Annotated in this window: 18 protein-coding genes and 1 pseudogene; 11 read left to right on the forward strand and 8 right to left on the reverse strand. The window is 68.8% G+C overall.

Annotated elements, in window-relative coordinates; genetic code table 11:
* Positions 1 to 97: 97 nt before the first annotated feature.
* The 3 genes from dcd to apbC all read right to left on the reverse strand — a co-directional run bounded on the left by dcd (position 98) and on the right by apbC (position 2,611).
* Positions 98 to 664 carry a dCTP deaminase gene (dcd, locus tag EPAKOI_RS12795; RefSeq protein ID WP_124683447.1) on the reverse strand — a complete coding sequence of 189 codons (567 nt, stop codon included), beginning with the start codon at positions 662 to 664 and terminating at the stop codon, positions 98 to 100.
* Positions 665 to 814: 150 nt separating this feature from the next.
* Positions 815 to 1,390: a superoxide dismutase family protein gene (locus EPAKOI_RS12800; protein WP_313835222.1), complete on the reverse strand. Its 576-nt coding sequence runs from the start codon at positions 1,388 to 1,390 to the stop codon at positions 815 to 817.
* Positions 1,391 to 1,522: 132 nt separating this feature from the next.
* Positions 1,523 to 2,611 (reverse strand): iron-sulfur cluster carrier protein ApbC, encoded by a 1,089-nt coding sequence (gene apbC / locus EPAKOI_RS12805; RefSeq protein ID WP_124683445.1) that lies wholly within the window; start codon positions 2,609 to 2,611, stop codon positions 1,523 to 1,525.
* A 380-nt stretch (positions 2,612 to 2,991) separates the two neighbouring features.
* Between apbC and EPAKOI_RS12810 the strand changes: the two genes are divergently transcribed.
* From EPAKOI_RS12810 to EPAKOI_RS12820, 3 genes are all read left to right on the forward strand, one after another.
* Positions 2,992 to 3,627 (forward strand): OmpA family protein, encoded by a 636-nt coding sequence (locus EPAKOI_RS12810; RefSeq protein WP_124683444.1) that lies wholly within the window; start codon positions 2,992 to 2,994, stop codon positions 3,625 to 3,627.
* A 305-nt stretch (positions 3,628 to 3,932) separates the two neighbouring features.
* Entirely contained in the window at positions 3,933 to 6,002 is a 2,070-nt protein-coding gene (metG, locus tag EPAKOI_RS12815) for a methionine--tRNA ligase (RefSeq protein WP_423192348.1), read from the forward strand.
* A gap of 293 nt (positions 6,003 to 6,295) precedes the next feature.
* The gene (locus EPAKOI_RS12820; protein WP_124683442.1) at positions 6,296 to 8,455 is read left to right on the forward strand and encodes a hypothetical protein; all 2,160 of its coding nucleotides are present in this window, start codon (positions 6,296 to 6,298) and stop codon (positions 8,453 to 8,455) included.
* 34 nt (positions 8,456 to 8,489) lie between these two features.
* On the opposite strand, the gene bamE is transcribed toward EPAKOI_RS12820, so the two are convergent.
* The 3 genes and pseudogenes from bamE to EPAKOI_RS12835 form a co-directional block, all read right to left on the reverse strand.
* Positions 8,490 to 9,038, reverse strand: coding sequence for an outer membrane protein assembly factor BamE domain-containing protein (gene bamE / locus EPAKOI_RS12825; protein WP_124683441.1), 549 nt, complete (start codon positions 9,036 to 9,038; stop codon positions 8,490 to 8,492).
* A gap of 55 nt (positions 9,039 to 9,093) precedes the next feature.
* Positions 9,094 to 13,234 (reverse strand): annotated as a pseudogene (locus EPAKOI_RS12830) (translocation/assembly module TamB domain-containing protein).
* Complete coding sequence (locus EPAKOI_RS12835) at positions 13,234 to 15,105, reverse strand: autotransporter assembly complex protein TamA (RefSeq protein WP_423192349.1); 1,872 nt, start codon at positions 15,103 to 15,105, stop codon at positions 13,234 to 13,236. Before EPAKOI_RS12835 ends, EPAKOI_RS12830 begins: the two are co-directional and overlap by 1 nt.
* Positions 15,106 to 15,280: 175 nt before the next feature.
* Here EPAKOI_RS12835 and EPAKOI_RS12840 point away from each other — a divergent pair, with 175 nt between their 5' ends.
* From EPAKOI_RS12840 to panC, 3 genes are all read left to right on the forward strand, one after another.
* On the forward strand, positions 15,281 to 15,472 hold the full coding sequence (locus EPAKOI_RS12840; RefSeq protein ID WP_124683438.1) for a DUF3460 family protein: 192 nt from the start codon (positions 15,281 to 15,283) through the stop codon (positions 15,470 to 15,472).
* Between the two features lie 37 nt (positions 15,473 to 15,509).
* Positions 15,510 to 16,418 (forward strand): ScpA family protein, encoded by a 909-nt coding sequence (locus EPAKOI_RS12845; protein ID WP_313835228.1) that lies wholly within the window; start codon positions 15,510 to 15,512, stop codon positions 16,416 to 16,418.
* A 155-nt stretch (positions 16,419 to 16,573) separates the two neighbouring features.
* The gene (gene panC / locus EPAKOI_RS12850; RefSeq protein ID WP_124683436.1) at positions 16,574 to 17,416 is read left to right on the forward strand and encodes a pantoate--beta-alanine ligase; all 843 of its coding nucleotides are present in this window, start codon (positions 16,574 to 16,576) and stop codon (positions 17,414 to 17,416) included.
* 11 nt (positions 17,417 to 17,427) lie between these two features.
* On the opposite strand, the gene EPAKOI_RS12855 is transcribed toward panC, so the two are convergent.
* Positions 17,428 to 18,615 (reverse strand): PepSY-associated TM helix domain-containing protein, encoded by a 1,188-nt coding sequence (locus EPAKOI_RS12855; protein ID WP_423192350.1) that lies wholly within the window; start codon positions 18,613 to 18,615, stop codon positions 17,428 to 17,430.
* A 175-nt stretch (positions 18,616 to 18,790) separates the two neighbouring features.
* On the opposite strand from EPAKOI_RS12855, the gene EPAKOI_RS12860 reads away from it, so the two are divergent.
* Positions 18,791 to 19,345, forward strand: a complete 555-nt coding sequence (locus EPAKOI_RS12860) for a GNAT family N-acetyltransferase (RefSeq protein ID WP_423192351.1) — start codon at positions 18,791 to 18,793, stop codon at positions 19,343 to 19,345.
* On the opposite strand, the gene EPAKOI_RS12865 is transcribed toward EPAKOI_RS12860, so the two are convergent.
* Positions 19,320 to 20,807 (reverse strand): cobyric acid synthase, encoded by a 1,488-nt coding sequence (locus EPAKOI_RS12865; RefSeq protein WP_423193519.1) that lies wholly within the window; start codon positions 20,805 to 20,807, stop codon positions 19,320 to 19,322. The genes EPAKOI_RS12860 and EPAKOI_RS12865 overlap by 26 nt on opposite strands.
* A 143-nt stretch (positions 20,808 to 20,950) precedes the next feature.
* Here EPAKOI_RS12865 and cobU point away from each other — a divergent pair, with 143 nt between their 5' ends.
* Genes cobU through EPAKOI_RS12885 form a run of 4 tightly spaced genes read left to right on the forward strand, consistent with a single transcriptional unit; the run spans position 20,951 to position 24,558 of the window.
* Complete coding sequence (gene cobU / locus EPAKOI_RS12870) at positions 20,951 to 21,685, forward strand: bifunctional adenosylcobinamide kinase/adenosylcobinamide-phosphate guanylyltransferase (RefSeq protein WP_423192352.1); 735 nt, start codon at positions 20,951 to 20,953, stop codon at positions 21,683 to 21,685.
* The gene (locus tag EPAKOI_RS12875) at positions 21,682 to 22,647 is read left to right on the forward strand and encodes a CobD/CbiB family cobalamin biosynthesis protein (protein ID WP_423192353.1); all 966 of its coding nucleotides are present in this window, start codon (positions 21,682 to 21,684) and stop codon (positions 22,645 to 22,647) included. Before cobU ends, EPAKOI_RS12875 begins: the two co-directional genes overlap by 4 nt.
* Positions 22,644 to 23,672 carry a threonine-phosphate decarboxylase CobD gene (cobD, locus tag EPAKOI_RS12880; RefSeq protein ID WP_423192354.1) on the forward strand — a complete coding sequence of 343 codons (1,029 nt, stop codon included), beginning with the start codon at positions 22,644 to 22,646 and terminating at the stop codon, positions 23,670 to 23,672. The genes EPAKOI_RS12875 and cobD overlap by 4 nt, the downstream gene beginning before the upstream one ends.
* Positions 23,662 to 24,558 (forward strand): cobalamin-binding protein, encoded by an 897-nt coding sequence (locus EPAKOI_RS12885; RefSeq protein WP_423192355.1) that lies wholly within the window; start codon positions 23,662 to 23,664, stop codon positions 24,556 to 24,558. The genes cobD and EPAKOI_RS12885 overlap by 11 nt, the downstream gene beginning before the upstream one ends.
* The last annotated feature ends 25 nt before the right edge of the window (positions 24,559 to 24,583 follow it).

Genomic DNA, 24,583 nt, shown 5'->3' on the forward strand with positions numbered 1-24,583 from the left:
CTCGTGGGTCAGGTCCGGCGCCGGGCCGGTTCATGGCCGGCGGCGCCCCCGGCGGGGTCGGGCCGCCGGCATTCTAGTCCGGGAAGATGACAGGCCGTCAGGTCTTGGGCAGCGTCACCCCGTGCTGGCCCTGGTACTTGCCGCCCCGGTCGCGGTACGACGTCTCGCAGACCTCGTCGGACTCGAAGAACAGCACCTGCGCGCAGCCCTCGCCCGCGTAGATCTTGGCCGGCAGCGGCGTGGTGTTCGAGAACTCCAGCGTCACGTAGCCTTCCCACTCGGGCTCGAACGGCGTCACGTTGACGATGATGCCGCAGCGCGCGTAGGTGCTCTTGCCCAGGCAGATCGTCAGCACGCTGCGCGGGATGCGGAAGTACTCCATCGTCCGGGCCAGCGCGAACGAGTTCGGCGGGATGATGCAGACGTCGCCCTTGAAGTCGACGAACGACTTCTCGTCGAAGTTCTTCGGATCGACGATCGTGCTGTTGATGTTCGTGAAGATCTTGAATTCGTCGGCGCACCGGATGTCGTAGCCGTAGCTTGAGGTGCCGTAGGAAACGATCTTGCGCCCCGCCGACTCCCGTACCTGGCCGGGCTCGAACGGTTCGATCATGCCGTGCTGCTCCGCCATGCGGCGGATCCACTTGTCGGATTTGATGCTCATATAGACGTGGCAGGGTGGACGGGCGGCGGGCCGGCCCAGCCGGGCGCCGCACGCGAATTGGGGCGCATTGTACAACCATATGGCCCGTCTCCCCCGCGGGGCGGCCCCCTCCCCCGCGCGGCGGGAGAAGGGTCGCGCGGGCATGCCCGGCTACGAGGCGGCGATGACCCCGCACGCGATCCGCCCGCCCGCGTTGCCCGTGGGCTGGGTGCGGTAGTCGTCCGGGTCCTTGTGGACGATCACGGCCTTGCCGATCACGCTGTTCGGGCCGGGGCCCACCGTCACGTCGGACATCATGAACTGGGCGCGGGCGTTGCCGGCCGAATCGGCGGTCAGGTTGTTCATGTCGCCGGCGTGGTGGTCGGCCATCGACATCTGGCCATGCGGCTTGCCGCCGGGGTTGAAGTGGCCGCCCGCGCTCATGGCGTCCGGCGCCGAGCAGTCGCCCTTCTCGTGGATATGGAAGCCGTGCGTGGTGCCCGGCGGCAGGCCGGTCACGGCCACCACGACCATCACCCCGCCTTGCTGCTGGTCAAACGTGACACGGCCCGACGTGTTCGTGCCGCTCTTGGGCGTCAGCGGCGCCGCGGCGCGCGTGGCACCCGGCGCGGCGGCGGCGGCCGTGGCGGCCATCGGCGCGGCGGACGGGCTCTTGCCCGGCTGCGAGCATCCCGCTGCCAGCACGGCGGCGGCGCCCATGGTCAATCCGAAAAGTACCCGTTTCATGCGTTCCTCCTCTTCTTGCTTGTGAGCGCGATCGATGCGCGTGGTTGCGACGCCCTGCCGGGTGGATTGTAGGACAGCCGCCCGGCACGACAATGTCGGACGGCGTCCCATTTTGGCCCGGCCGCCCGGTGCTCAGGTGTTCTGGACGACGATGCTCGGAAACTTGTTGCTCATGTCGCGCGCCTTGTCGGCCACCTTGATCGCCACCTTGCGGGCCATCTCGCGGTAGATGGCGGCAATCTGGCCGTCGGGGTCGGCCACCACGGTCGGGCGGCCCGAATCGGCCTGCTCGCGGATCGACAGGTTCAGCGGCAGGCTGCCCAGCACGTCCACGTCGTAGTCCTTGCTCATTTTTTCAGCACCGCCGGTGCCGAAGATGTGCTCGGTGTGGCCGCAGTTCGGGCAGCAGTAGACGGCCATGTTCTCGACGATGCCCAGGATGGGGATGCCCACCTTTTCAAACATCTTCAGGCCCTTGCGGGCGTCCAGCAGCGCGATGTCCTGCGGGGTGGTCACGATCACGGCGCCCGTGACCGGCACCTTCTGGGACAGCGTGAGCTGGATGTCGCCGGTGCCCGGCGGCATGTCGACGATCAGGTAGTCCAGGTCGTTCCAGTTGGTCTGGCGCAGCAGTTGCTCCAGCGCCGACGTCACCATCGGGCCGCGCCACACCATCGGGTTGTCCTGCTCGATCAGGAAGCCGATCGAGTTGGCCTGCAGTCCGTGGCCCTGCAGCGGCATCATGGTCTGGCCGTCGGTCGATTCCGGGCGGCCGGAGATGCCCAGCATCATCGGCAGGCTCGGGCCGTAGATGTCGGCGTCGAGCATGCCCACGCGGGCGCCCTCGGCGGCCAGCGCCAGCGCCAGGTTCACCGCCGTGGTGGACTTGCCCACCCCGCCCTTGCCGGACGCCACGGCAATCACGTTGCGCACGCCGGGCAGCAGCTTCACGCCGCGCTGCACCGCGTGGGCCACGATCTTCATCGACACCGTCACGTTGACGGCCGCCACGCCGTCGAGCTTGCGCACGGCGTCGGTGACCAGCCCGCGGATCAGGTCGAACTGGCTCTTGCCCGGGTAGCCCAGCTCCACTTCCAGTGACACGTTGCCGCCGTCGACCCGCACGTTGCGCGCGGCGCGGGTGGAGACAAGGTCCTTGCCCGTATTGGGATCGATGACGGTACGCAGGGCTTCGGTTACCTGTTCAATGGTGGCAGTCAAGACGGACTCCGCTCTGTATTGGAATAGTGGGGATTCGATGGGTACGGCAGGCGCGCCATGCCGGCACGCCGGGACAGCGGCCAAGGTAGCAGGTCCGGCCGCCGTGCGGGGCATCGCGCCGTTTTAACCTTGGCTTAAGTGGGGGATTACAGACATTTACATCTCTCACATTCTCAGGCTTGTGCCTGGCACGCCATGTGCCTATTGTAGTGCCGCCAGCCTGACCGCAAGGCCGCCCGACGTGTCGGCGCGGCCCGGGTCTTGAGCGTTTTCATACGCAATGTTGAATCTTGTCGCGGGATGGCCGCCGATGCGCGGCCCGCGTTACCATGCGGCAGGCCGTTGGCAAAAATTTCACGGGAAACTCAGAAGGAGAAAGCATGAACTTCAAGCTCGTCACCGTTTCGATCGTCGCGGCGGCCGCCCTTGCGGGTTGCGCCACGGAGCAGCAGACCAACACCGCGGTGGGTACCGGCGTTGGCGCGGCGGTCGGCGCAGGGCTGGGCAACCTGATCGGCGGCAACACCACCGGCACGCTGGTGGGCGCGGCCGTGGGCGGCGCGCTGGGCGGCGCCACCGGGTACAACTGGAACGCCATCCGCGGCAAGCTGAACAAGGACACGGCCGGCACGGGCACGCAGATCACCGAGCAGCCGGACGGGTCGCTGAAGGTCAACATCCCGAGCCAGGTGACCTTCGATACGGACAGCGCCACGATCAAGCCGTCGTTCCGCAGCGTGCTGGACCAGGTGTCGCAGACGCTGAGCCAGCACCAGGACGTGGCAGCCAACGTCGTCGGCCATACCGACAGCACCGGCAACCCGAGCTACAACATGCAGCTTTCGCAACGTCGCGCCCAGAGCGTGGCGTCGTACCTGGGTGACCACGGCGTCTCGCGCAACCGCCTGACCGCCGAAGGCCGGGGCCAGACGCAGCCCGTGGCCGACAACGGCACCGAGGCCGGCCGGGCCCAGAATCGCCGTGTCGAAATTTTCTTGAAACCAATTTCGGGGTGACCAGTCATAGAGTTCAGGTACCGCTTGCCACCGTTGCTGGCTCGCGATGGGTGGCTGACCTCCCGGGCGGTACCTGATTTCTCCTCCTTTTCCGTTGTGGAAAGCTGCGCCGGTGACTAACCGGCGCTTTTTTTTGGCCGTTCGCCGCCGAATCGGCCAGTTCTGGCCCGATTCCACCCCTGGCGGCCCGATTGTGCCGCCCCGGCCGCCATCCCGAGCAATCCGGCGTCGCAGTTGCTAAAATAGCCGGTTCCTTCGTCCGGCAGCCGCCGGGCGCGCACCGATCCCCACTGAACGGCCACTTCATGACCGCACGCCGCATCCTTGTTACCTCCGCCCTGCCGTACGCCAACGGCCAGATCCACATCGGCCACCTGGTGGAATACATCCAGACCGACATCTGGGTGCGCTTCCAGCGCATGATGGGCAACGAGGTCTACTACGTCGGCGCCGACGATACCCACGGCACCCCGGTCATGCTGCGCGCGGAAAAGGAAGGCATCACGCCCAAGCAGCTCATCGACCGCGTCTGGACCGAGCACAAGCGCGATTTCGACAGCTTCCTGGTGTCGTTCGACAACTACCACAGCACCGACGCCGACGAGAACCGTGAACTCTGCGAGAAAATCTACCTGGCGTTGAAGGACCAGGACCTGATTGCCGAGCGCGAGGTCGAGCAGTTCTTCGACCCCGTCAAGAACATGTTCCTGCCGGACCGCTTCATCAAGGGCGAATGCCCGAAGTGCGGCGCGAAGGACCAGTACGGCGATTCATGTGAAGTTTGCGGCACAACCTACGTGCCGACCGACCTGAAAAACCCGTACTCGGTGGTGTCGGGCGCCACGCCGGTGCGCAAGTCGTCGACCCACTTCTTCTTCAAGCTGTCCGATCCGCGCTGCGAGTCGTTCCTGCGCGAATGGGTGGCCGATTTGGCACAGCCCGAGGCCAGCAACAAGATGCAGGAGTGGCTGGGCGCCGAGGGCGAGGCATCGACGCTGTCCGACTGGGACATCTCGCGCGACGCCCCCTACTTCGGCTTCGAGATCCCGGGCGCCCCGGGCAAGTATTTCTACGTCTGGCTCGACGCCCCGATCGGCTACTACGCCAGCTTCAAGAACCTGGCGGCCCGGCGCGGCATCGACTTCGACGCCTGGGTGGGCCCGCACTCCACGGCCGAGCAGTACCACTTCATCGGCAAGGACATCCTGTACTTCCACACGCTGTTCTGGCCCGCGATGCTGAAGTTCTCGGGCTACCGCACGCCGACCAACGTCTTTGCGCACGGCTTCCTGACCGTGGATGGCGCCAAGATGAGCAAGTCGCGCGGCACGTTCATCACGGCGCAGAGCTACATCGACACCGGCATGAACCCGGAATGGCTGCGTTACTACTTCGCCGCCAAGCTCAACGCGAGCATGGAAGACCTGGACCTGAACCTGGACGACTTTGTCGCGCGCGTGAACAGCGACCTGATCGGCAAGTACGTGAACATCGCCAGCCGGGCGGCCGGTTTCCTGGTCAAGCGCTTCGACGGCAAGGTCGACGAAGCCGCGCTGGCCAACCCGCTGCTGGAACAGCTTCGTCAGGCCGCGCCGCAGGTGGCCGCGTACTACGAGGGCCGCGAGTACAGCAAGGCGCTGCGCCTGGTGATGGAGCTGACCGACGCCGTCAACGCGTTCGTCGACACCAACAAGCCGTGGGAACTGGCCAAGGACGAGACCAAGCGCGACGCGCTGCACGCCGCCTGCTCGGTCTCGCTGGAAGCGTTCCGCCTGCTGACGGTGTTCCTGAAGCCCGTGGTGCCCACCGTGGCCGCCGGCGTGGAGGCGTTCCTGAACGTCGAGCCGCTCGACTGGCGCGCCATCGACCGCCAACTGTCGGCCGACCGTCCGATCCAGCCCTACCAGCACCTGATGACCCGCGTCGACGCCAAGCAGATCGATGCGCTGCTGGCAGCCAACAAGGCATCGCTGCAGGCCGCCAACCCGGCCAGCGCCCCGGACGCCGCCGGCGCGGCCATCGAGCCGATCGCCGACACGATCACGATCGACGACTTCGCCAGGATCGACCTGCGCGTGGCCAAGATCGTCGCCTGCCAGAAGGTGGAAGGATCGAACAAGCTGCTGCAGTTGACGCTGGACGTGGGCGAAGGCAAGACGCGCAACGTGTTCTCGGGCATCCAGTCGGCCTACACGCCCGAGCAGCTGGTGGGCAAGCTGACCGTGGTGGTGGCCAACCTGGCGCCGCGCAAGATGAAGTTCGGCATGTCCGAAGGCATGGTCCTGGCCGCCTCCGCCGCCGACGAGAAGGCCAACCCGGGCCTGTACATCCTGGAACCGCACAGCGGCGCGGTGCCGGGGATGCGGATCCGCTGACACCTCTCGTTGTGACTGCCGCCAGTGGCCGAGACCGGCCACTGGCCATGCATAGCCTGACCCGCGCGTCCGGGAATCTGCCCGGACCATTCGCCCGCGCTCGTACCGGGCGCGTCTCCCCTCCCGTTCGTCCCAATCCCGAAGCCTGCACAAGCCTGCCGCCATCAACAGATCGGTGATTCGTCACGCAGGGGCGTTCAGATTCGTAAAGCGGCTATTCACTAGCGCGTGCGCAGTTTCTAGCGTGGATCCGGCATACACCTCCGTATGCCGCATACGCCAAGGAGTTCAGCATGCCAAAAGTGATTCATCGCTGGTTGGATGCCTGTGTGCTTGCCCGGGTCATCTCAATCGCAGTCGCATTGTTCATGCCCTTGTTACTACCCAGTCCTGCGCAAGCCCAGGTTGGGCCCAATGACAAGGTCTGCTTCTACGAGCACGCAGGGTTCCGCGGCGCGCAATTCTGCGTGGGACCGGGCAAGCTCCACGATGTACTCCCCCCGTGGATCGACCGGAAGATTTCCTCGGTTCGGGTGCCGCGCGGCTTGAAAGCCTTGCTGTTCACCGAACAACTTGGCGATGGCCGAGGATTAGGCACAGACCGCGACCTTGACTACCCGGTTCTGGCCCGCATCGGCATGAATGACTTGACCCGATCGCTCCAGGTTTCCCGGCTGCAGCCAGACTGCACCAAGAATTGCCTGATCCTTCTTGAGAACGCCTATGACCTGCAAACCCAGTTCGAGAAATACTGGACCCAATCCAAGGCCGGACATGTGAGTCTGGCATTCGAACTGCGCCGCAACCACCCATTCACAGTCCAGACGTTTGGCATGAGCGTCAGGTTTGATGGCTCCAGCGCCACCATCGAGACCATGCCATCGCTCCCACGCTCCGTGACCCGCCTGAGCACCATCCAGGTCGCGCCATCTGCCGCATACGGGGTCGTCGCCTTCGCCACGGATGGACGAAACTTCATCTCGACACAAGTCTTCCTGACAGACAAGAACCGACGGTATCTGAATGCCACGCCGATCATTACCAGATCGCTGCAAATGGGGGCCAATTCGACATTGGCCATTCACAACACCGTGGTACCAGGACGTTCGCTGGGCACGCTATCGCTGACCGCCGCCTCGTTCGCTGTCGAGGACCAGCCCGCCAGCCGGCGCGTCCGCAGAGGCACCCACTGCTGGAACAACCCCGTACTGGCTGTCATCAACTTCTTTTCCGGAAACTGTTCGACGCCCAGTGCCGATAGTTTCTACGCTGACGACCGGGATAAACCCGAGAATAACCTGACACTCATCGCCGGGGAAAAAGCAAACGAATCAGCCGCATTTCCTGCCGTTCATGAAAATGCCGGCACTACCGCGCTGCTCGATGAAATTATCGGCATCGGGCAGAACCCCATGGCGATTCACGCGGCCGCGCGCGTCTGCGACAAGTCGCTGGCTGCGGTCATCCGATCGCGCGAGCGTCGTGGCGTTGATGACCACGTCGATTGCGGTTTCCAGACGGCGGCCATTATCACGCTTTACCAGGCAGCTTTCAGCGAGTACTGGAACCTGCAGGATTTCACGACCATTATCGATAACATCCGCCGTACAGGCCGCGCTGGTTATCCCACCAACGACGAGCGCAGCGCACAGCGCCTGGCATCGGCCGTCATGGCCCGCGTCACCGAGTTAGACCAGATCACACAAAGCTTCCACGAAGCCAACGTTCTGTATCAATACTCGACGTATGGCTCGATGGATTTCGAGAACATCACCGCCCAGTACGCTGCGGCGCGTGCCGCCATGCCGCCAGGGCCTGGCCCAAGTACCCGCTTTGCAAACGTCACGCAGGCCGCATCGGCTGCCTTGGGCCGGTACACGCTCGACATGCGCGACTATCGCCCGCCCGCCTCTCGACCGCCGCGCCTATGGTCGAATGGCCAGTGGGTAGAAACGCAAGACGCATTCTCCGCGGAAATTCTCGTCAGCACTGATACCCAACGACTGGGAGAAATCAGCACAGCCCTTGCGCAATGGGAAACCGACTACCGAGCCGCCGCGGCTGCCGCAAGCACCGGCGGAGACAGCAGCTATGCGCGACTCCTGCAAATGGGCGTGTCCCTGAGCCGTAGCTTGCAGCAGCGTATGGCGATCGGACCCCGTCCCAACATCGTCGTCGTAGCCGTATCGTTCCGCGGCCAGGTCGTGGCGGTACTGCGCGGCTATTTTTTCGGTGACGGGACCAGCGCTGATATCGGGTCTGCCGTGAGCATGCCGTCGAATGTCCAGTTGCCGTACCGTGAGGGTGCGCTGCGTGGCGCCGGTGGATTCGCGCTTGCGGCCTTCCTGGACTACGCCCGGCAGCGTGGCGTACGCATCGTCAATACCAATGTGGCAACCGCGCCATCCGCGGAGATTGCCCGCGTTGGATTCCGCTTCTCCGATGAACTCTAGGCGGGACCTGAAGATGCGCGGACGCCTGGACTGACTAGCCGCCGCCCATCTTCGACGGATCGTCGCTCCGCGACGTCGTGCCGACCGTGCCATCAGGGTTGAAATGAACGTTGAAAAACGCACGGTCGGTCGGGGTTTCCATCCAGCGGTAGCCCCAGACCTCTTCCTGCTTCAGCCGGAACGCCTCCACCTTGGTCGGCTTGCCCAGCAGACGGCGGATCTGGTCCTTGGTCATCCCGGGCCGCACCCTGGCGAAGTTCGCGGCCGTCAGCGCCTGTTCGATGGCGCGCACGGTGCCGTCGGGGTTTGTCGTGACCATCCACGTCGACGTGCCTTCGGGCCCGCGCGGGTATTCGAGCCGGCGGCCGCCGTCCGGCTCTTCCCAGACGATCTCGGGCTTGCCGGCCTGGCGCCGCACGTCGTCCTCGGTCGATTTGCCGATCTCGATGCCCTTGAACAACTGGCTGTCCGGCTTGACGCTGTTCCACGTGTCGGTGGCCACGTCGCGCGCCTTCTTCATCGCTTCGTCCACCTTCTGCTGGTCGCACCCGAACAGGGCGAGCAGGCTGGCTATCAGTCCCATGGCGGCTAGGCGTCTGCGCGACGCGCGGTAGAAAGGTTTCATCGCAGGCTTCGATTCATCGTTTGATCGCTTCGACCGGATCGCCGGCCGGCGCGCTGGCGCCTTCCACGGCGGCATCGGCCGCCGCGTTCGAACGCCGCCACGACCCGCCGGAAAACAGCGTACTCCAGTTGTTGAAGCGCCGGTTGAACAGCACCGACAGCCCGTTGATCGACCCGCCCTTGGCAATCAGCGACCAGCGCCGCGAGAACGCCCAGGTCAGCTTGACCACGTTGGATGCCGACGTCAGGCTCTGCTCGTAGCCCACCGAGATCTGGTCCGACACCGCCTTGCCGATGCTCACCACCTGCTGGTCGTTCAGGCCCGCCGTGCTGGGGCCGATCGAGAATTCGTCGATGCCGAAGTGCGACACCACGCTCTTGCCGGCCTTGCCGCCGATCATGCCCAGTGCCGCGCCGCCCAGCGCGCTGCCGCTCAACTGCCGCTGCTGGCTCGATCCCGCGCTCTCGGCGCCGTAGCCGAACATCAGCCACGACAGCTTGTCCTCGTCGGGCACGTTCGGCTCGGACACCAGCCGCACGCGCGGCAGCCGCACCGTGCCCGTCACCTCCACGCCGGCCTCCACCTCCTGGTTGCGGCGCATGGCGCGGATGAACATGTTCGGGTTGTCCACCGGGCCGTTGAAGTTGATCGTGCCGCGGTCGATGTCGAGCTTGCGCCCGAATGCCTCGTAGGCGCCGTCCACCACGCGCACCGTGCCCGTCGCGCGCATCGGCGACAGCGGCTCGCTGCGGATGCCCAGTTGCCCGGCCAGCAGGATGTCGGCCCCGGCCCCCCCGGAAGCGGAAGTCGTTGCCCAGGTCGATCGTCACGTCGATCAGCGGGCTGAAGCGGCTGGCCGGCTTGGACTCCGGCACCACCGGCGTGGCCGCCGTCTTCAGCTCGCGCTCGTCCTTGCGGCGCACCACCACCACGTCGTCGCCCAGCACCGGCGCGCTGGCCTTGGGCAGGTCGAACAGCCCGCGGTCCACGCGGAACTTGCCGCGGATGGCCAGCTGCTGGTTCTCGTTGGCGATGCCGGCCTCGCCCGAGACGATCAGCGTGCGCTCGGGGCTGGCAAACAGCTGCAGCCGGTCCGCCACGATCCGGCCCGTGATGTTCGGATCGGTCTGGCCCAGCTTGACCGCGCCCGTGGCCGTCAGCGTGCCGTCGCCGCCGCGAAAGCGCACCTGCCGCAGTTCCACGGTGTTCTGGTCCAGCACCACGTGCACCTCGCCATCGGTCAGGCGAATGCCAAGGTCGTACAGCGTGATGCCGATGTCGCTGCCATCCACGGTGCCGGTCAGCAGCGGATTGCCGACCGTGCCGGCCAGCCGCAGCGCCGCCGCGAGCTTGCCCTGCAGCGCGTACTGCGGCCCGGTCAGCGCTTCCAGCGACTTCAGGCGCGGCACGTCGGCGGTGACCGTGCCGCCCAGCGCCGACGCCGGCCCCACCGTCAGCAACCCCTGCTCGGTGACCAGCCCGGCCGACGCATCGACGGCCACCTTGCCGATCCGCTGCGACGTGGTGCCGCCGCGCAGCGTCACGCGGTTGCCGCCAAAGTCCGCGCGCAGCGCCGTCTCGCCCAGCCCCAGCGTGGTCCAGCCCCGGCCGGCGTTGACCGACGCGTCGCCGCTGCGCCGCCGCACCTCGGCAAACCCGGTGGCCGTCTCGGCCAGGTTCAGGTTCCAGTTGGCGTCGAGCACGAGGTCCGAGCGCACCGGCGGCGCCTCGCCCGTCCACGTCTCCATCAGCTTGAGCAGGTTGGCCACTTCCACGCCGTTGAAGTTGCCCTGCGTGCGGATGCGCCCGTGATCGAACTCGAAGCCGTCCACGCGCATCGTCGCCCGCGCGAACTGCAGTTGCGCCGGGCCCAGCCGGATGCGCTGGTCCGCCACCATCAGCTGCGCGGGCGCCAGCAGCCGCACGTTCACCGCGCCGCGCTCTTCCAGCGTGCGGATCGTGCCGTTCCAGCCCTGCTCGCCGCGCCAGGCGCCCTGCCCGGCCAGCGCCAGCTGCATCGCCTGGCCGTGCATCGTGCCGGCCGCGCGGGCGTCGAACGTGTGATTGGCCTGCGTGCCGCTCAGCGTGGCGTCGAGCGTGCGGATCGACGCCTGCGGGCCCTGGTAGTCGCGCGCGGCCAGCCGGGCGGCCAGCGTGCCGTCCAGCCCGCCGCGCAGTTCCACGTGGCCATCGGCGCTAGCCACCTTGTGCGGCCCCACCACCAGAGCCTGTGCGCTGTAGTCGCCCACCACCTCGGGCTTCTTCAGCGTGCCGGTGACCACGGCGTCCAGCCGGGCGCGGCCGCCGACGCCGAATTTCAGGCGATCCAGCTGCGGCGCGTCGACGTTGACCCGCAGGCTGTCGCCCCGCGCGCCAAAGCTGCCCCTGAGGTTGACCTGGTTGCCCGCCATCAGCAGCGACGCCTCGCTGGGCAGCAGCCGCTCGCCCTCCACGCGCACCTTGCCGTTGCCGGTCATCGGCAGCCCGGCGTACTCGCTCTCGCCCAGCGCAAAGTCCAGCGCCACGCGCAGCACGTTGGCCAGCGACCCCTTGGCCGAGAAATCGGCGTTGATGCGGCCCGGCGCCACCCTGGCCAGCCGCGCCGGGTCGAAGTTGGTCAGCTTGCCCTTGAAGTCGAACGCCTGCGCGTCCTTGAGCCCGAGCTTGCCGTCGGCCGTCAGCGTGCCGCTGCCCAGACCCGCGCGCAGCGCCGCCAGCGTGACCGCCTCGGCATCGATCCGCGCATCGGCGAACAGCTTGATCTCGCCGCCCGCCACGTCCAGCGCCACGCTCTGCCGGCCTGGCTCCAGCCGCACGATGACCGGGCCGGACAGGTTGGTCGCCACCATGCCCGTGTGCAGCGCCGCGGCGTCCAGCCGCCGCACGTCCAGGTCAAAGCCGCCGCGCCCATCGTGCAGCGTGCCCTGCCCGACGATCTCGGCGCGCCCCGGCAGCGTGATGCGCAGGTCGCGCAGCGTCTGCGTCATCTCGCTCAGTTCCACGCGCGCCTGCACCGCGTGCACGGGCAGCCGTTCCTTGTCGATCGGACCCGGCTCCAGGTTGCGGACCGTGACCTCGCCGGCCACGGCCAGCGGGTTCCTGGTCGGCGCGGCCGGCGTGGGCACCGGCGCCGACGCCGACGCGGCCGATGCAGCCGCCACGGCGCTGGCCGTCGATTCGCCGGGCCGGGGCTGGGCCACCTGCGGCGGCGGCGCGATGGCCTCCACCGGGCGCAGTTCGGCATGGACGGTCAGGTTGGCCTGCGGGGCCGTGGGGCTGAACAGCCGGGGGTTGATGCGCTCGCCATCGACAATCAGGTGCGTGAACGGCACCTTGCCGAACGGCGTCACGTCGGCGTTGCCGCGCGCGCGGATGCGGTCGCCGTTGGCTTCCAGTTCGGCGCGCAGGCTGTCCAGCGACCCGCTGGCGGTGGCGGAAACGGCATACGTCTCTTCCTTCCAGCGCCCTTCCAGCAGCGCCTCGGCCGACAGCGGGAACGGCGTGGTGCCGCCGATCTGGGCGTTGGCCTGCAGCTTGCCGTACGGCGTGACCAGCCGGTCGACGACCACGCGATGCCGCTGCCCGTCGCTGTGCAGCGCGCCGGACAGGTCCGACAGCACGAGCGGGCTCGACGTGGCCGGTGGCCCCTGCAACAGCGACAGCTCGGCCACCGTCAGCGTGTCGACGTCGACAGCCAGCGGCAGCGCCAGCGAATCAGGCATCCGGGCCGGCTCGGTGCTCGGGGCCGACGCCGGCAGCCGCGCGTCGATCTTGCCCAGCCGCAGCCATTCCACGTGCAGCCGCCGCGGCGACCACGAAAGCTGCCAGCGCGCGTCGATGCGGTCGACCGTCACGCGCGTGTCGCCGCTGGCGTAGACCACGTCGCGCAGCCGCAGCCCGCTGGCCACCGACCCACCCTCGTACGTCCCGGCCAGCATGCCGGCCGACAGCCGCGTGGCGATGCTCCACAGGTGGCGCGTGCCGGTTTCGGTGCGCAGCGCCTGCACGGCCGTGACGGCCAGCGCCACCAGCAGCGCCAGCAGCACGGCCACGGTCCAGCCCAGCACCTTCCAGATGCGGCGGCGGGGCCGGCGCGGCTGGCGCGGGGCGTCGCGGTCCTCGCGCGGCACGGGCGGCATGTCCGGCATGTTCATCAGAACGCCACCCCGAGCGAGATATGCGGCCGGAACTGCCGCTGCTGGATGCCGTAGCCGATGTCCAGCTGCACCGGCCCCACCGGGCTGCGCCAGCGCGCGCCAACGCCCACGCCGTGGTAGATCGTGATGCCGTCGAGGTTGTTGGTGGCCGTGCCCATGTCCCAGAACACCGCCGCGCCCCAGTCCGGCTTGAACCAGTACTGGTATTCCAGGCTGCCGGTGCCCAGGTAGCGCGCCGGCAGCACGCTCTGGCCGTTGGGCGTGCCGATCGACTGGTAGCTGTAGCCGCGGATCGAATCGGTGCCGCCGGCGCGGAAGCGCAGCGTGGCCGGGATCAGCGACGGGTCGTCGGAGGTCATGTTGGCGCCCAGTTCCAGCCGGGCGACGAACAGGTCACGGTTGCCCACCGGCACGTACTGCCGGATGCGGCCGTACACGCGCAGGAACGTGGCGTCGCTGAGCGCGCCCTTGGCGGCCACGCCGACCTGGGTGTTGATCACGTTGCCCCGGCGCGGAAACACCGGGTTGTCCACGTCGCGGCGCGTCCACGCGAACGCCGGCACCAGCGCCTTCGAGTACTGCGATGGCTGGCCGTACGGCGTCAGGATGTCGTAGTAGAAGTCCAGCGAGACCGTGGTGTCGTACTTCTCGCGCGAGCGCGACCGCTTCAGGCCGGCGCGCCAGCTCTTGGTGTCGGTGCTCTCGATGTCGATGGTCCGCTCGTAGCTCGTGTAGAGGCTGTTGCGGTAGGTGTGCGAATCGGGCGGCATGGCCATTTCCGCAAACGCATACTGGCGCTTCTGCTCGATCCGGGCCTGCGAGTCGAACACCCAGGCGCGGTTGAACAGGTTGTAGTAGGAATAGCGGCCTTCGACCTGGGCGCCGGTATCGGTCGTGAAGCCGACGCCGGAGCTGAGCCGGTGCGTCGGGTACTCGCGCACTTTCACGCGCACCGGCGCCGTCACGGTCTGCTGCTGCGCGGCGGCCTCGGCCGAGGTGGCGGCGGGCGGCTCCTCCAGCTCGACCTGCACGTTCGAGAAATAGGGCTGGTTCTGCACCGCGCGCTGGAATTCCAGCAGGCGCTCCACGCGGTACGGCTCGCCCTCGCGCAGCGGGTTGACATTGCGGATGATCTGCTCGGGATAGCGGCGCGTGCCCTCGATCTCCAGCGGCCCCAGCACGTAGGCCGGCCCGCTCTCGTACTTCGCGCTCAGGTCGGCGGCGTGCTCGTCGGGCTCGATCCGCGCCCGGGACGACGCCAGCCGGGCGCCGTAGTAGCTCTGGCTCTGCAACTGCACCAGCGCGTCTTCCTTGGCCTTGTCCCAGTCGGCCTGGCGGAACGGGTCGCCCACGGGCAGGCCCCACTTGCGGCGCATTGCCTCGATCTGCGCCGGCGACTGGGTGGCCGCCGGGCCGGCCACCTCGACGTCGGCCCGGCGGATCAGCGTGCGGGCGCCGGGGTCGACGGTGATGTGGACCACGCGGCTGTCGCCCTGGCCTTCCACGGTGGCCTTGGTGACCGGGTCGAACCAGCCCTCGGTGGACGCGAACTGGCGCACCTGGTCGCCCACGGTCTCCACCATGTACTGGAACTGGTCGTCGGAAATGTCGGTGCGGGTGGTGTAGCGGGCCAGATCGAGGTGTTCCTCAAGGATGTCCTTGAGCGCCTTGGGGGCGTCGATCTCCACCTTGTAGGCGGCCTTCGCCGCGTGGGCGTGGCCCGGGGCGCCCAGCAGCGCCGCGATCAGCAGGACGGCCAGGCACAGGGCCAGTGCCGCGGCGCGCGCATGCCGGCCGGCACCGCCATGGATGCGCCGCGCCTGTGCTGCGACGGTCGGTTCGGCCAGCCGGCCCAAATCAAGCGTCATCCGTCCTAGTGGCTCCCGAATCAAGTCGCTATTTGACCACACCACCGGCCGCGCCAGACCATCGTCCGGGCAAATTTGACGTTTTCAGCGGGGTGACCGGCAGCGCCCGGTGCCGATACGGTAAAATCCAGCCCCGTCATCCCCAACGCCGCCCCCTGCGGGCACAGGTTTCACCATGGCCATGTACGAATCGGATATCACCCAGTTCCTGAAGACCCTCAAGCAGGAGCGCCCGTCCCTGGAAGCCGAACAGCGCGAAGGCCGCGCCCTGCTGTGGGACAAGACCCCGATCGACCTGGAAGAACGCGCCCGCGCCAATGCGTCGCGCGTGGCCCAGAAGCCGTACGTCTACTCGTCCGACAACTGATCGGCCACCCGGCCCACCCCCTCCCGCACCCGACACGATGCCGCCGAGCGACCCGCTGGACCCCGCCGCGCAGGAAAAGCTGACCCTGCCCGTGGCGCTGCCCAGCGTGGGGCAGCCCGGCGCCGGCACGGCCAATCCGGCCGACATGGTCGACGGCCTGGCGTTCGCGCGGCTGTACGGCGAGCCGCTGTTCAAGCTGCCGCAGGACCTGTACATCCCGCCCGACGCGCTGGAAGTGTTCCTGGAGGCGTTCGAGGGCCCGCTGGACCTGCTGCTGTACCTGATCCGCAAGCAGAACTTCAACGTCCTGGACATCCCGATGGCCCAGGTGACGCGCCAGTATCTCTCGTACGTCGACCAGATCCGGCAGCGCAACCTGGAACTGGCGGCCGAGTACCTGCTGATGGCCGCGATGCTCATCGAGATCAAGTCGCGGATGTTGCTGCCGGTCAAGAAGGCCGACAGCGACGAGGAAGCCGAGGACCCGCGCGCCGAACTGGTGCGCCGCCTGCTGGAATACGAGCAGATGAAACTGGCCGCCCAGCGGCTGGACACCGTGCCCCAGCTTGGCCGCGATTTCCTGCGCTCGCAGGTCTACATCGAGCAGAGCATCGCCCCGCGCTTTCCCGACGTGGAAACCGTGGACCTGCAGTCCGCCTGGGCCGACGTGCTCAAGCGCGCCAAGCTGAACCAGCACCACAAGATCTCGCGCGAGGAACTGTCCGTGCGCGAGCACATGAGCCAGATCCTGCGCCGTCTGCAACACGCCCGCTTCATGGAGTTCAGCGAGCTGTTCGAGGACGCCATCCGCTCTGGCAAGGGCGTGCCCGTGGTGGTGGTGAACTTCATCGCCATGCTGGAGCTGTCGCGCGAGGCGCTGGTCGAGATTACCCAGGCAGAGCCGTTCGCACCGATTTATGTGCGATTGGCGTACACGCCGGCCTGATCCTTCCACCGGGCGGAACAATTGCCGCGGGCTGCCGGCCTGAACCGGCGCGGATGCTCTACAATCCGCCGACAGCCGGCCACTGTGTTCCCTAGAGTCCGGCACGCACGCTGCCACGCAGCGGCACGCTCAACCACGACGGCACACCACATTTCATGAAAGTCATTTCCTCCATCCAGGCGCTGCGGGACCAGCTCCGCGGCCAGAACCGCGTGGCCTTCGTGCCCACCATGGGCAACCTGCACGAAGGCCACCTGTCGCTGATGCGCCTGGCGCGCCAGCACGGCGACCCCGTGGTGGCGTCGATCTTCGTCAACCGCCTGCAGTTCGGCCCGAACGAGGATTTCGACAAGTACCCGCGCACGCTGCAGGACGACATCGAGAAGCTGCAGAGCGAGGGCGTGTACGTGCTGTTCGCGCCGACCGAATCGGACATGTACCCGGTGCCGCAGGAATACCGCGTGGACCCGCCGCACGACCTGGGCGACATCCTGGAAGGCGAGTTCCGCCCGGGGTTCTTCAAGGGCGTCTGCACCGTGGTGATGAAGCTGTTCTGCTGCGTACAGCCGCGCGTGGCCGTGTTCGGCAAGAAGGATTACCAGCAACTGATGATCGTGCGGCGCATGGCGCAGCAGTTCGCGCTGCCCGTGGACATCATTCCGGCCGAGACCGTGCGGGCCGAGGACGGCCTGGCGCTGTCGTCGCGCAACCGCTACCTGGGCGAGGCCGACCGCAAGGAGGCGCCGGTCCTCTACAAGACGCTGCACGAGGTGCGCGACACCGTGCTGGGCAACGGCAACGTCGACCTGCTGGCCGTGGAAGCCGACGCGCTGGCCCGGCTGCAGGCGCGCGGCTGGAACCCCGACTACGTGTCGATCCGCAAGCGCAGCAACCTCCAGGCCCCGACCCGCGAGGAATTCGCCGCCGGCGAGCCGCTGGTGGTGCTGTCGGCCGCCAAGCTGGGCAACACGCGGCTGATCGACAACCTGGAAATCTGAAGCGCTTTCCGCTACCCCCGCTTCAGCCGCACCCGTTCGCGTTCCAGATGCCGCTGATGGCCGCTGCGGCGTTTCCACCAGATCAGCACGCCCGTCAGCGCAAACGCCAGCGGCATCAGGCCGAACGCGGTGATGAACACGCGGCCGTAGGTGCCGAACGCCTCGCCGGTGTGCAGCGGGAACAGCCAGAAGATCAAGGCATCGCCCGATTGCGCGTCGCGCGGGTCGCGGGCGCCTAGCGGGCGGCCGGTGTAGGCGTCCAGCCAGAGCCGCGTGGCGCCGCTGTCGGCCTGCAGCTCACCCTCCTGGCGCAGCCGCACCTCATAGGCGTCGCCGGGCTTGCGCGGCAGGCTGATCCGCGTGACCTGCGCGCCCGGGAACTGGCGCTGGGCTGCCGTCATGGCCTGCGCCGGCGTGATCGCGTGGGCGCCCGACGGCGGCGGGTCCGACTGGTGCTTTGCCGGCGCGCTCACCGTCATCACGCTGCCGATGATCGGCGTGACCCACTTCGGCAGGTTCAGGTACCAGCCCGAGAATGCGATCACGGCCAGCACTGGCGCGGCGAAGATGCCGCCGGCGCGGTGGAACGTATAGGTAAAGCGCGACCACGACCCGCCGTGCGCAATCCGCACAGACTGCTTCCACGCGCGCAGCCGCGACTTCGGCCACCACAGCGCCACGCCCAGCAGCACGCTCAGCAGCAGCACCATGCCGGTCACGCCGACGATGGTCTTGCCGGTCTCGCCGGACAGCAGGTAGCGGTGCAGGTGGAACAGCGCCGGCATGATCTGCTGGCGCGACAGCCCCGGCACGCCAAACAGCCGCTCGCCCTTCACGGCCAGCGTGATCGGGTCGATCATCACCTGCCGCGACCGCCCCGGCGCCGCCTGCGCGCCCTGGATCGGGTAGTAGGCGATGAACACGTCGTGCTCGTCGATCGGCAGCATCAGCAGGTTCGGCTTGCCATAGCGCGGGTCGGCCATCAGCCTGGCCGTGACGGATTCCACGGTCGCGGCCCCCACCGGGATGCGGGTGGCCGACACGCCCTGCAGCAGATCGGGATTCAGCCATTTGTCGATGTCGTCGCGCCACGAGATCAGCGTGCCGGTCAGGCCCATCAGGACGAAGAGCAGGCCGAAGACCAGGCCGATGTAGAGGTGAAGCTTGACGAGGACGGTGCGCAGGCGGCCGGAGACCATGTGACTCTTTGTTCTGGGATGCCGCGCTGGCCGCGGGCATCGGGCATTTTGGCCCTCGCATCTGTGCGCCAGCGCGCTAATGCAAATGCGAAGAATTCGCGATTCTAGCAGCGTGACGTTAAGATCGTGGCCGCACCGCATTCCAACGTCATCCGGGTGCCGCCCCCGCCCTGCCATGCCCTTGATCGAACTGCTTCCCGCCTCTCCGGCCGATGCCGACCTGCTTGCCGCCATGCACGCGGACAGCTGGCGCCACGCCTATGCCGGCCTGGTTCCCGCCGAATATCTTGACGTCCACGCCCCCGCCGAACGGCTGGCCACCTGGCGCGCCCGCATGCTCGAAGGGGCCGAGGCGCCGCTGGAAGCCACCATCCTGCGCGTGAACGGCAACCCGGCCGGCTTCTCGTGCCTGATGCCGCTGGCCGAGCCCGGCTATGGCATCTACCTGGACAACCTGCATGTGATGCCGGCGTACCATGGCCGCGGCTACGGCAAGACGCTGATGGCCTGCTGCGCCACGCGCGTGGCCAGCCAGTGGCCGGGCCGGCCGCTGTTCCTGTACGTGCTCGATGGCAACACCCAGGCGCGCGATTTCTACCGGCGCCTGGGCGGCGTGGAATCGGACGTCTTCGATGACCCGTTCCCCGGCACCGACCTGATGGTGGCCGTGCGCCGCGTGAGCTGGGACGACGTGGACGCGCTGGTCAGCCGCCTGGCACCGGGGCCGTAGCTGCCAGCGGGGCCAGCATCGCGCGCAGGTCCAGGTGTTCGGCCATGCTGGCCGCCAGCCTGTCAATCGATGCCTCGCGCAGCGTGTCCAGGTCCACGCCGCCGGCGTGCGCCAGCCCGGCCCAGCGCAGCAGCGCGCCGCAGGCGTCCGGCTGGTCGAACAGGCCGTGGACGTAGGTCGCCATGACCTGGCCGTCTTCGGACACCGCCCCGTCGGGCCGACGCCCCGCGCCCGCCTCCCCCTCCCCCTCCGCCAGCCACAACGCCGGCCGCGCCAGCGCCGGCCCCTGCGTCACCCCCAGATGGATCTCGTAGCCCGCCACGGCCGCGCCGCCGGCCGCCAGTTCACCGTGCACGCGCCGTAGCTGCTTCTCGGGCGCCAGCGTGGTGTCGAAGTCGAGCAGTCCCAGCCCGTCGCTGCTGCCGGCCGGTCCCTCGCGGCCATCGGGATCATGGATGCGCCGCCCCAGCATCTGCATGCCGCCGCAGATGCCCAGCAGCTTGCCGCCATAGCGCAGGTGCCGCAGCAGCGCGTGGTCCCACCCGTTGGCGCGCAAGAACGCCAGGTCGGCGCGCACGCTCTTGCTGCCGGGCAGGATCACCAGGTCCGCCGGCGGCATCGGGCTGCCCGGGCCGATGAATTGCAGGTCGACGTCCGGATGGGCGCGCAGCGCGTCGAAATCGGTATGGTTGGAGATGCGCGGCAGCACCGGCACCACCACGCGCAGCGCCTGGCCGTCGCGCCGGGCCACCTGCGCGCTGGCAATGGCGTCCTCGGCGTCCAGGTGCAGCCCGTGCAGGTACGGCAGCACGCCGAACACCGGCTTGCCCGTGCGCGCGGCCAGCCAGTCCAGCCCCGGCTGCAGCAGTGCGATATCGCCCCGGAACCGGTTGATGACGAACCCCTTCACGCGGGCCCGCTCGCTGTCGGACAGGCAGTCCAGCGTGCCGACCAGATGCGCGAACACACCGCCCCGGTCGATATCGGCCACCAGCACCACCGGGCAGTCCACGCGCTCGGCAAAGCCCATGTTGGCGATGTCGCGGTCGCGCAGGTTCACCTCGGCCGGGCTGCCGGCGCCTTCCACCAGCACCACGTCGTACGCCCGTTCGAGCCGCCCATGGCTTTCCAGCACCGCCGCCATCGCCTGCGGCTTGTAGGCGTGGTACGCGCGGGCGTCCAGGTCCATGCGGGCGCGGCCGTGGATGATGACCTGCGCGCCGATGTCACTGCTGGGCTTGAGCAGCACCGGGTTCATGTCGGTGTGCGGCGCCAGCCCGGCCGCCTGGGCCTGCAGCGCCTGCGCGCGGCCGATCTCGCCGCCATCCACCGTCACCGCGCTGTTCAGCGCCATGTTCTGCGGCTTGAACGGCGCCACGGCCACGCCGGCGCGCGCCAGCACGCGGCACAGCCCGGCCACCACGGTGCTCTTGCCGGCGTCCGAGGTGGTGCCCTGGACCATCAGGGTGCCGCGCAGGGCACGCGGCGCAAACGGGAACGGAGGATTTTGCATCGCGCGATTATCGCAGCAGGGTTGGCGCGGCGGGCGCCGGCCTGCAAAAACCGTGCGTGCGGGGCGCGGATGCGGCGGCTACAATACGCCCGATGAAGACCCCCGCCACGCCTCGGGCGCTCAATCTCTCGGCCACCACCGAGCCGGCTTCGGCAGGCGCGGCCGCGGACGTCGAACCCGACACCGCCCCGGCCCCGCAGCCGCAGGCCGGCACCGCCGCGCCGCGCGAGTTGACGCTGGTGCTCGGCGGCGCGCGCTCGGGCAAGAGCCATTTCGCCGAGCAACTGGCCACCGACCACGCGGCGCTGACGCGCGGGCCGGTTACCTACATCGCCACGGCCCGGCACAACGCCGAACCGGCCGACGAGGAGATGGAAGTCCGCATCGCGCTGCACCGGGCACGCCGCCCGGCAGACTGGACGCTCGTCGAGGAACCCGTGCACCTGGCCGACGCGCTCTACGCGCACGCGCGCCACGACGGCTGCATCCTGGTGGACTGCGTGACGCTGTGGCTCAACAACCTGATCTTCGGCGACGGCCGCGACTACCCCGAGCACGGCGTCATCACGCCGCCGCCGGCCTTTACCGAGGAAATCGACGCGCTGATGACCGCGCTGCCGATGTTGCCCGGCCACGTGATCCTGGTCTCGAACGAGATCGGCTTCGGCGTGGTGCCGATGGGCACCATCACCCGCTTCTACGTCGACGAACTGGGCCGGCTCAACCAGAAGCTGGCCGCCACCGCCGACCGCGTGCGGCTGCTCGTGGCCGGCATCCCGGTCGCGATCAAGGACCCGCCCCCTTCCCGCCTGCACGCCGCACGATGATGCTGTTGTCCTGGCCGGCCTGCGTGGCCGCCGCGCTCGCCGGCGTGCTGCTGGACCGCTGGCTCGGCGAGCCGCGCCGCTGGCATCCGCTGGTCGGCTTTGGCCGCCTGGCCACGGCTGTTGCCAACCGCCTGAACCGCCCCGGCAGCCACCCGCTGCGCCAGCGCGCGGCGGGGCTGCTCGCGTGGTCGGCCGTGGTGCTCGGGCCCGCCGCCGCCGTGGCGTGGCTGGTCGGCATGGCCGGCGCCGTGCATCCGCTGCTGGCGTGGACGCTGCACGTGCTGGCGTTCTACTTCGCGCTGGGCGCCTGCAGCCTCGCGCGCCATATCGCCCCGATTGCCGATGCGCTGGCCGCCCACGACCTGCCCGCCGCGCGCACGCTGACCGCCCGCATCGTGTCGCGCGATACGGCCGATGCCGACGCCGAGGCGCTGGCCCGCGCCGCCTGCGAATCGGCGCTGGAGAACGGCAACGATGCAGTCTTTGGCGCGCTGTTCTGGTTCCTGGTCGGCGGCGCGCCGGCCGTCATCGTGTTCCGGCTGGCCAACACGCTCGACGCGATGTGGGGCTACCGCACGCCGCGCTGGGCCATGTTCGGCTGGGCGGCGGCACGCATCGACGACCTGCTGAACCTGATTCCCGCGCGGCTGACCGCGCTGTCGTATGCGCTGCTGGGCGCCACCGCGCAGGCGCTGCGCTGCTGGCGTACGCAGGCCCCGGCGTGGTCCAGTCCCAACGCCGGCCCGGTGATGGCGGCCGGCGCCGGCGCGGTGGGCGTGGCGCTGGGCGGCGGCGCGCGCTACCACGGCGAATGGGAAGCTCGCCCCCCGCTGGGCGTGGGCGATGCGCCGCGCGCCGCCCATGTGCTGGCCTGCCTGCGACTGGTGCAGCGTACGCTCTGGCTGTGGCTTGGCGTGGCGATGCTGAGCGTGCCGGCCATTCATCTGATCTCCGCTTCATGACGTCCACCATCCGCCACGGCGGCAACCTGCAGCAGGCCATCCGTGAATTCGGCGGGCCAGCCGAGGACTGGCTCGACCTGTCCACCGGCATCCATCCCGACGGTTATCCGGTGCCGGCGCTGCCCGCCGCCGCCTGGCACCGGCTGCCCGAGGACGACGACCTCGCCGCGCTGGCCGCCCGCTACTACGGCGCGCCGCACGCGCTGCCCGTGGCCGGCTCGCAGGCGGCCATCCGCACGCTGCCGCGCCTGCTGCGGCCCGGCCGCGTGGGCATCGCCGCGCTGGGCTACAGCGAGTACGCGCCGGCCTTCGCCCGTGCCGGGCACACCGTCGTGCTGCTCGATGAAGCCGACTTCGGCCGCCACGACCTGGCCGACGCGCTCGACCATCTGGTCGTCGTCACGCCGAACAACCCGACCACGCGCCGCGTGCCGCCGGACACGCTGCGGCACTGGCACCGCCGGCTGGCGGCGCGCGACGGCACGCTGCTGGTCGACGAGGCATTCATGGACGCCACGCCCGGCGGCTCGCTCGCGTCCCACGCCGATAGGCCGGGGCTGGTCGTGCTGCGCTCGCTGGGCAAGTTCTTCGGGCTCGCGGGCGTCCGCTGCGGCTTTGTGCTGGCGGCGCCGGCCCTGCTTGACGCGCTCGATGCCGAACTGGGCCACTGGGCCGTCTCGGGCCCGGCCCGCGCCATCGCCCGGACCGCGCTGGCGGACGCCGGCTGGCAGGCCCATGCACGCGACCATCTGGCCGCCAGCGGGCACCGGCTGGCGACGCTGCTGACCGGCCACGGCCTGGCAGTGGCATCGCACCCGCTGTTCTGCTGGGTGCCGCACGCCCACGCGCGGCGCCTGCACGTGGCGCTGGCGACGTGCCGCGTCTGGACCCGTTATTTCGATGCCGCCGGCGGTCAGCCGCCGAGCCTGCGTTTCGGCCTGCCGCCGGACCAGCCCCGGGCGTGGGACCAACTGGCCCGCGCGCTCGCCAAGACCCTTCCCCTGCCCGATGCCGATGGCCTTTAAATCCTTCTTGCTGGCCGCCCTGCTGGCCGCCACCCTGCCCGCGCGCGCCGCCATCACCGTGGTCGACGACGCGGGCCAGATCGTCACGCTGGCCCAGCCCGCGCGGCGCGTGGTCTCGCTGGCGCCGCACGTGACCGAGATGATCTACGCAGCCGGCGGCGGCGAGCGCATCGTCGGCACGGTCAGCTACAGCGACTACCCGCCGCAGGCGCGCGACATCCCGCGCGTGGGCGACAACAAGGCGCTGGACCTGGAACGCATTGCCGCGCTCAAGCCGGACCTGATCGTGGTCTGGCGCCATGGCAACGCCCAGAAGCAGACCGACCGCCTGCGCGCGCTGGGCATGCCGGTGTTCTACAGCGAGCCGCGCCGGCTGGAGACCATCCCCGAGAATCTGGAAAAGCTCGGCACGCTGATGGGCACCGAATCCGTCGCCCGCCGCGCCGCGAGCGACTTCCGCCAGCAGGTGGACACGCTGCGCCGCACCTACGCGGGCCGCCCGCCGGTCACGGTGTTCTACCAGGTCTGGCAGCAGCCGCTGATGACGCTGAACGGCCAGCACCTCGTGAGCGACCTGCTGACGCTCTGCGGCGGCCGCAACCTGTTTGCCACCGAGGCGCCGCTGGTGCCCACCGTGTCCGTCGAAGCGGTGATCGCCGGCAACCCCGAGGTCATGCTGACTGCCGCCATGGGCGCCACGCGCCCCGACAAGCCGCTGGCCGATTTTTCGATATGGGAGAAGTGGAAGCAGGTCACCGCCGTGGCGCGCAACAACCTGTTCACCATCGACGGCGACCTGGTCAACCGCGCCGGCCCGCGCGTGGTGCAGGGGGCGGCGGAAATCTGCAAGGACCTGGAGGTGGCGCGGGGGCGCAGGGGGCGGTGAGGATGCCGGTGGTCCGGGACGCGCC

The sequence above is a fragment of the Cupriavidus sp. H18C2 genome, assembly GCF_049393795.1.
In the GTDB taxonomy this organism is placed as follows: domain Bacteria; phylum Pseudomonadota; class Gammaproteobacteria; order Burkholderiales; family Burkholderiaceae; genus Cupriavidus; species Cupriavidus pauculus_C.